The sequence below is a fragment of the Nostoc flagelliforme FACHB-838 genome, assembly GCF_014698065.1.
Classification (GTDB): Bacteria; Cyanobacteriota; Cyanobacteriia; order Cyanobacteriales; family Nostocaceae; genus Nostoc; species Nostoc flagelliforme_B.
This window is the reverse complement of the sequence record NZ_JACJSI010000319.1, coordinates 1-6,796: the sequence shown is the minus strand read 5'-3', so window position 1 is coordinate 6,796 and position 6,796 is coordinate 1. Positions and strand designations below refer to the sequence as shown.

Annotated in this window: 6 protein-coding genes and 2 pseudogenes; 3 read left to right on the top strand and 5 right to left on the bottom strand. The window is 42.7% G+C overall.

The genetic code is table 11. The features are described from left to right. Positions 1-82: 82 nt before the first annotated feature. From H6G97_RS42215 to kdpA, 5 genes are all read right to left on the bottom strand, one after another. Positions 83-172: a hypothetical protein gene (locus H6G97_RS42215; protein ID WP_242055965.1), complete on the bottom strand. Its 90-nt coding sequence runs from the start codon at positions 170-172 to the stop codon at positions 83-85. Positions 173-236: 64 nt separating this feature from the next. After that, positions 237-845, bottom strand: coding sequence for a K(+)-transporting ATPase subunit C (gene kdpC, locus H6G97_RS42210; protein WP_190946515.1), 609 nt, complete (start codon positions 843-845; stop codon positions 237-239). After that, complete coding sequence (locus H6G97_RS42205) at positions 846-1,088, bottom strand: potassium-transporting ATPase subunit F (RefSeq protein ID WP_190946514.1); 243 nt, start codon at positions 1,086-1,088, stop codon at positions 846-848. Between the two features lie 21 nt (positions 1,089-1,109). Then, on the bottom strand, positions 1,110-3,179 hold the full coding sequence (kdpB, locus tag H6G97_RS42200) for a potassium-transporting ATPase subunit KdpB (protein ID WP_190946513.1): 2,070 nt from the start codon (positions 3,177-3,179) through the stop codon (positions 1,110-1,112). A gap of 24 nt (positions 3,180-3,203) precedes the next feature. Continuing rightward, complete coding sequence (gene kdpA / locus H6G97_RS42195; protein WP_190946512.1) at positions 3,204-4,889, bottom strand: potassium-transporting ATPase subunit KdpA; 1,686 nt, start codon at positions 4,887-4,889, stop codon at positions 3,204-3,206. A gap of 275 nt (positions 4,890-5,164) precedes the next feature. On the opposite strand from kdpA, the pseudogene H6G97_RS42190 reads away from it, so the two are divergent. From H6G97_RS42190 to H6G97_RS55110, 3 genes and pseudogenes are all read left to right on the top strand, one after another. Next, a pseudogene (locus H6G97_RS42190) lies at positions 5,165-5,830 on the top strand (ATP-binding protein); the annotation flags it as partial. A 70-nt stretch (positions 5,831-5,900) separates the two neighbouring features. Then, positions 5,901-6,272, top strand: a pseudogene (locus H6G97_RS42185) (helix-turn-helix domain-containing protein); the annotation flags it as partial. A 384-nt stretch (positions 6,273-6,656) separates the two neighbouring features. Beyond that, entirely contained in the window at positions 6,657-6,788 is a 132-nt protein-coding gene (locus tag H6G97_RS55110) for a hypothetical protein (RefSeq protein WP_277883426.1), read from the top strand. Positions 6,789-6,796: the final 8 nt, after the last annotated feature.

Below are 6,796 nucleotides of genomic sequence, written 5' to 3'. Positions count from 1 at the left end.
CAAAGGCTCCTTTACTCAACGATTGATGCAGTTAATTAGACATCAAAAAATAGATTTACATATTATCGCTACTGAAAAATGATTAGATCACTTGCAAAAACAGGTTGAGCAAGGCACAAAATCCACCGGATGGCATCAGCAAGTCGAATATGCCGTTAGCAAAACCAGTCATGGTTGCTGTTGTGGTGATGGCAAATAAGGCAGTTTCCGCCCAGCCCAACCAAAATGATTAATTGTTAACTAGCAGGATTTAATTCATCTAGAGCAATGTTCAGCTTGAGGACGTTGACTCCGGGTTCGCCAAAAATACCCAGGAATCTGCCATCAGTGTTTTGGTCTATCAGCTTTTGAATTTGGTTTGGGTCAAAACGGCGAACAGTGGCAATACGCTGCGCCTGTGCTTGGGCTGCTTCAGGGGTGATGTGTGGATCTAGACTAGAGCCAGAAGTATAAACTAAATCGGCGGTAGGTTGGATATTAGCCTGTTTAAGTCGTGCCACTTCGCCTTGAATGCGTTCGAGCAATGCGGGGTTACTGGGAGCCAAATTGCTAGCACCGGACACCCCAGTTTTCAAAACTCCAGCGTCATCTTTTTTTGGATCGGCAGTGCTGTAGTTGGTAGTGCTAGGACGACTCCAAAAATACCGCTCGCTGCTAAAGGGTTGACCGATCAATGAAGAACCAACGACTGTTCCTTGACGATTGGTGAGTAAGCTGCCGTTTGCCTGGAAGGACAATGCTACGTGTCCAAACAACAGCATAAATAGGGGATAGAGGAATGCTGTTAGCACCCACAGAGCAAGCGTGGAACGAATAGCTTTATTGATTTGACGCAGTTGACTCATTTAAAATTTTTCCGGTTGAAAAATCACAACAAATAAATAAACACACAAGCTTAGGGTGACAAGTCCTAAAAGGGTAATAGCGTAAGATGCAGAACGTGATAGTTCTACTGGTGCTGCTGCCTGTACTGCTGGTGCTAGCAGCACATTAAAGCACAGCAGCAAAAATAGATTTAGTGGAATGCGATTTCGTTTGCAGGCTACCAAGCTAAACACTTCAGAAAAATTTTGTGGTAAATATTCCATAATTCATAGTCCCAAACCGTATTATGCCAAACCGACCGCAGTAATCAAAATGTCAATCATTTTGACGGCAATAAAAGGAGCAATGACGCCACCAAGCCCATAGATAAAAATATTGCGCTGTAAAAGTTGATCCGCCGTTAGAGGTCGAAACTTGATACCCGTAAGTGCTAGTGGGATAAGTGCAGGAATAATTAAGGCATTGTAAATTAGTGCTGACAATACCGCAGATTGAGGGCTTGCCAAGCCCATAATGTTAAGACTGCCAACACCAATATCTGCGAAGATAGCGGGAATGATAGCGAAATATTTGGCGACGTCGTTAGCAATTGAAAAGGTCGTAAGCGCGCCACGAGTAATCAACAATTGCTTACCAATAGTGACGATATCAATCAATTTGGTGGGGTCAGAATCCAAATCTACCATATTGGCAGCCTCTTTCGCTGCTTGCGTGCCAGAATTCATTGCTACCCCAACATTTGCTTGAGCTAAAGCTGGAGCATCATTGGTACCATCTCCAGTCATGGCGACTAACTTTCCTTGGGCTTGCTCAGTACGAATCACCTCAATTTTGTCTTCTGGGGTTGCTTCGGCAATAAAGTCATCAACGCCAGCTTCTTGGGCAATCACAGACGCAGTTAAACGATTATCTCCTGTAAGCATTACGGTTTTAATCCCCATGCGTCGCATTTGGTCGAAGCGCTCTTTAATGCCGGGTTTAATAATGTCTTTGAGATAAATAACACCGTATATATCATCGTTTTGACAAACTGCTAACGGTGTTCCGCCGAATCTAGAAACTCGCTCATAAGCTGCATCAAGTTCAGGAGTTAATTTTCCATTTCGGGAGCGGACAAATCCTTTAATCGCATCTACAGCACCTTTGCGAATTTGCACTCCATTAGGTAAGTCTGTGCCACTCATCCGTGTTTTGGCTGAAAATTCAATACCTTCTGCCTGTTTGGAGTCAAAATCTACTCTTGCCCCTAGTTTCTCTGCTAGCTTAACTATAGATTTTCCTTCTGGCGTTTGATCAAACACACTGGATGCTAAAGCGACTTGTGCTACCTGATGCAGAGAATGACCGTTGACTGTGATAAATTCTTCTGCCATGCGGTTTCCCAAGGTAATCGTGCCTGTTTTATCCAATACTAGGGTGTTAACATCTCCGCAGGTTTCTACGGCCCGTCCCGAGGTGGCAATCACATTAAACTGGGCTACTCTATCCATGCCAGCAATACCGATCGCACTCAATAATCCCCCAATTGTGGTAGGAATCAACGCTACCAGTAAGGCTATTAATACTGCAATACTCACTGGTGATTCTACGTAAACTGAAACAGTCGGTAGAGTGGCAACTACCACTAAAAAAACTTGGGTCAAAACTGCCAGTAAGACTGTGAGGGCAATTTCATTGGGAGTTTTACTCCGGGAAGCCCCTTCTACTAAGGATATCATCCGGTCAATAAAGCCTTTACCAGGGTCAGCCGTAACGCGAATCACCAACTCATCAGAGGTGATGCGCGTTCCTCCAGTCACAGAACTGGCTATGTCTGACCCCGGTTCTTTCAATACTGGCGCTGACTCCCCAGTGATTGCAGATTCATCCACGGAAGCCACCCCTACAATTACCTCCCCATCAGCAGGGATAATGTCGCCTGCAATTACTTTAATTTGGTCCCCGCGACGTAAGGCTGTAGAGCTAACTTCTTGGATAGAGCCATCGGGAAGAAGTTTATGTGCTTTGACATCGGATTTTGTCGCTCTTAAAGCATCCGCCTGAGCTTTGCCTCGTCCTTCAGCAATCGCTTCAGCAAAGTTAGCAAAGACAACAGTGAAGAACAAAATTAAAGTAATTAGACCATTGAAGACTCTGGGATTTTCTCCAGTGGCTGGACCAAACAGGTTAGGTGCGATCATTACCAGCGCAGTGATAATTGTGCCGATCCATACCAGAAACATTACTGGATTCTTAAGCATATTGCGTGGGTGCAGCTTGACGAATGCTTGCCGAAAAGCTCTAGAGTAGAGTCCAGTATTTTTAGCTTTGGGTGTATGTTTGCGTTCTTGTCGAAGTTTAGTTGATGGTTCCATTTTGAATAAGCAGATTTGAATTGTTTATCCGCCTCTGGCAATTTGAAATGCTTCTGCCAAAGGTCCTAAAACTAATACAGGGAAAAAGCTGAGGGCACCAAGAATCAAAATTACGCCCCCTGTAACTCCGGTGAAAAGTCTGGTATCGCTTCTTAAGGTACCAGAGGTCATAGGAACAGCTTGCTTGCGAGACACACTATCTGCTAGAAGCAGTAAGGCGATGATGGGGATATAACGTCCTGCCAAAATGCTTATACTGGTGCTAAGGTTCCACCAGAGGGTGCCATCTCCTAACCCTTCAAAGCCAGAACCATTGTTGGCTGCTGCTGAAGCATATTCGTAAACCACCTGCGAAACACCGTGAAAACCGGGGTTACTAATGCCTGACAGGGTATCGGGAAAGCCAAAGACAATTGCCCAAGGAATAAGAATGGCAAAGGGGTGAACTAACAAGATGACGCTGGCAAGGACGATTTCTTTTTTCTCGATTTTGCGTCCTAAAAATTCTGGTGTTCGTCCCACCATTAACCCAGTCAGAAAAACTGCCAAAATTAAGTAGATAAATAAGTACGCTGTGCCAGTTCCCTGACCTCCCCAAATAATTTGCAAAAACATATTAAATAGAGTGGCAAATCCACCTGGCGGCATTAAAGAATCATGCATTCCGTTTACAGCACCACACATCGTTGCTGTAGTCATTACCGCCCATAGTGCTGTTTGTGCCCAACCAAATCGAACTTCTTTTCCTTCTAAGTTGGGCTGCTGTCTTCCTAACAATGGATTAACAAGGGGATTTCCTTGAAACTCACCTACTGCTGCAATGCCGACTAAAATGACAAAGATCACAAATACCATCCAGAACACTAACCATGCCTGCTTACGGTTGTTAGCAAATACACCGTAGGTATAAATCAATGCTGAGGGAATGGAAATCATTGCCCAAGTTTCTAACAAGTTAGAGAAACCATTAGGATTTTCAAAGGGATGGGCAGAGTTGATGCTAAAGAAACCGCCGCCGTTCTCTCCAATTTGTTTAATAATCTCGAAGTGGGCAACTGGACCACGGGCAATTACCTGAGTCGCGCCCTCTAAGGTGGTAGCTGTTGCTGGCCCTGCCAAGGTTTCTGGTACACCTGCCAGGATTAACAACAATCCCCCAATAATGGACATGGGTAGTAATATTCGTGTGATTGACCTTGTAAGATCACTGTAAAAGTTGCCCAAAGGTCTGCCAGTTAAACCACGAATGAAGGCGATACCCACAGATAAACCTGTAGCCGCCGAGGTGAACATCAGAAAACCAAGTGCAAAAGTTTGACTGGCATAGCTCAAGGTTGTCTCGCCAGAGTAGTGCTGTTGGTCTGTGTTAGTCAGGAAGGAAAGAGTAGTATGCAGTGCTAAATCCCAACTTGGCGCACCTAGCCCTGTAAGATTGAGTGGTAACCATCCTTGAGCCATGAGGATCAAGTAAACCAAAATTCCCATAACGAGATTGTTATACAGCACGGCTTTGGCATATTGCCAGCCAGTCATCTCATCTTGTGAGCGCACCCCACTAAAGCCATAAATGGCTCGTTCTATTGGAGTTATCACTGGGTCGAGTAACGTTCTCTCTCCCATAAAAACCTTAGCCATATATCTCCCAAATAAGGGAGTAGTTGCAATGACTATAAGTAATGTTAGTGCAATTTGAATCCATCCTTGTAACATGAAATAAAAAAGCTCCCAGTACATTATCATCTAGTTTTGATTAAATACTATTTGCGTGACTAGCGGATATAAAATATAGTTTAGATTTTTTATAAACAGCGTTTATATATGTTTATATAAATGTTTATTGTGTTTAGACCGCCTAAACAGTTAGATATATTTTTGGATAAACGGCAGCTAAAAATATCATAATGGAACCAATATATCTAAAATAAATGTAGAGACTTAAATAGGAGTTTTGTAGTAAACAACGTAGTTAAATAATTATTTATATAATGCTAATTTTAAAAGCTAAATTATCTGATAAAAAATCACCTTTGGGCAAATATTTGCTCATTACTAGTCTATTTATAGTTGTTTTAGCTCTAGAGCTTTCTACGCCGAATGAATATGTGTTCGGCTATCTCTACACCGGACCGATTTTATTAGCAAACTCCTGGTTAGGGCGCCTTGCCACCTTTCAAGCTACTCTGATTGCTGTATGCTTAACCATGTTGAATCTTGTAGTACCAGGAGGTGAAGTGATCAAGGCTTCTATCGTTGCAAGTAGAGTGATCGCGGCGATAGCATTGATTGTGACCGGGTTTTTAAGTTATCGCATTCGACGCTCAGAAGAAGCGAGTGCCTAGACTAGGGCAAAGCTAGAAGCACAAGAGGAATTAGTCAGATTGCGTGAAAACTTTGCTTCCACGCTCACCCACGATTTAAAGACGCCACTGCTAGGAGCAATTGAAGCTCTCAAAGCCTTTCAACAATAGAAATTTGGTGCAGTCCTGCCAGCACAGCAAAAAGTTTTAGCAACGATGGCACGCAGCCATCAGACTTCTCTACAACTCCTAGAAACCCTGCTGGATGTTTATCGTAATGATACTGAAGGTTTAAAGCTTGATTTAGCACCTGTAGATTTAGTTATTTTGGGCGAAGAAACAGCTAGTAAGCTAATCGGCATTTAAGCTGCAATATAACTGAAATTACCTTTGTTTTTGATTTTCCGATGCCACTTAATGACTTTGCCTTAAAGGAATTGCTGCTGAAAAATTGGTTTTGGCTCTCCGTTCTGTCGCTGCTGGCGCATCGTGGTGGGATGAAACTGCAACCAAAGAAATTCGCTCCACCTTTGCGTCTGCTCCGTCCCAGTCTCAGATGGCAAACCTTTTAACACCTGAAAATCCTCTAACCCACCGCGAACAGGAAATCCTGTCGTTGCTGGCAGTAAAAAAAACTAATCAAGAAATTGCTCTTGCACTCTACATTACACCTGGAACAGTCCGGGTGCATATCCATACTATTTTGCATAAATTGGGAGTAGCTGATCGCCAGACCGCTGTTGTTATTGCTTTACAAAAACGCTTAATTAAAAGTAACTTAATTGTAGAAGAGTAGTAATCTCAAAACTTTTTTTGAACTTCTCACATAAAATAATAAGTCAAAATTAGAGGCATAAACCAATGGATAATTGTACTGGCACGCAAGGGCGAAGGAGAGATTTAGCCAGACGTTTGCATCTGGTATGCACCACATTGTTCAATATTTCTTGCATTTGCTAGCTTCAACTGAGTAAGGATACAAAACAGCATTGGTCTGACTTTTCCCGTTATCTCCTTGATTGAGCGATCGCTTACTATACCCCTAGCCCAAAGTCCTATTCTTTCGTAATTTATTGTCAGTAATGTGAAGTTATTGAAAATTAAGTATAGTCTGAAACTCTTGCTGCTTCGTTGTTTCATGACTTAACGGGAAAAGTCAGTTTTTGAGATAGATGCATTTTTGCCAGATGAAGTTGCTAACATACTCCAATACGGTTCAGTTAAGGCTCAAATAGTTGTAAATTGGGTATTGTTTCCAAAAATGGAAATCCAGTCAGGTGCATCTCAAGGAATTATCGTTGGTGTCTCCTAAGATACGAA

What these genes read in the sequence shown, in the direction of transcription:
- H6G97_RS42215 (WP_242055965.1), bottom strand. Translation starts at nt 172, where the DNA reads ATGACTGGTTTTGCTAACGGCATATTCGACTTGCTGATGCCATCCGGT.
- kdpC (WP_190946515.1), bottom strand. Translation starts at nt 845, where the DNA reads ATGAGTCAACTGCGTCAAATCAATAAAGCTATTCGTTCCACGCTTGCT.
- H6G97_RS42205 (WP_190946514.1), bottom strand. Translation starts at nt 1,088, where the DNA reads ATGGAATATTTACCACAAAATTTTTCTGAAGTGTTTAGCTTGGTAGCC.
- kdpB (WP_190946513.1), bottom strand. Translation starts at nt 3,179, where the DNA reads ATGGAACCATCAACTAAACTTCGACAAGAACGCAAACATACACCCAAA.
- kdpA (WP_190946512.1), bottom strand. Translation starts at nt 4,889, where the DNA reads ATGTTACAAGGATGGATTCAAATTGCACTAACATTACTTATAGTCATT.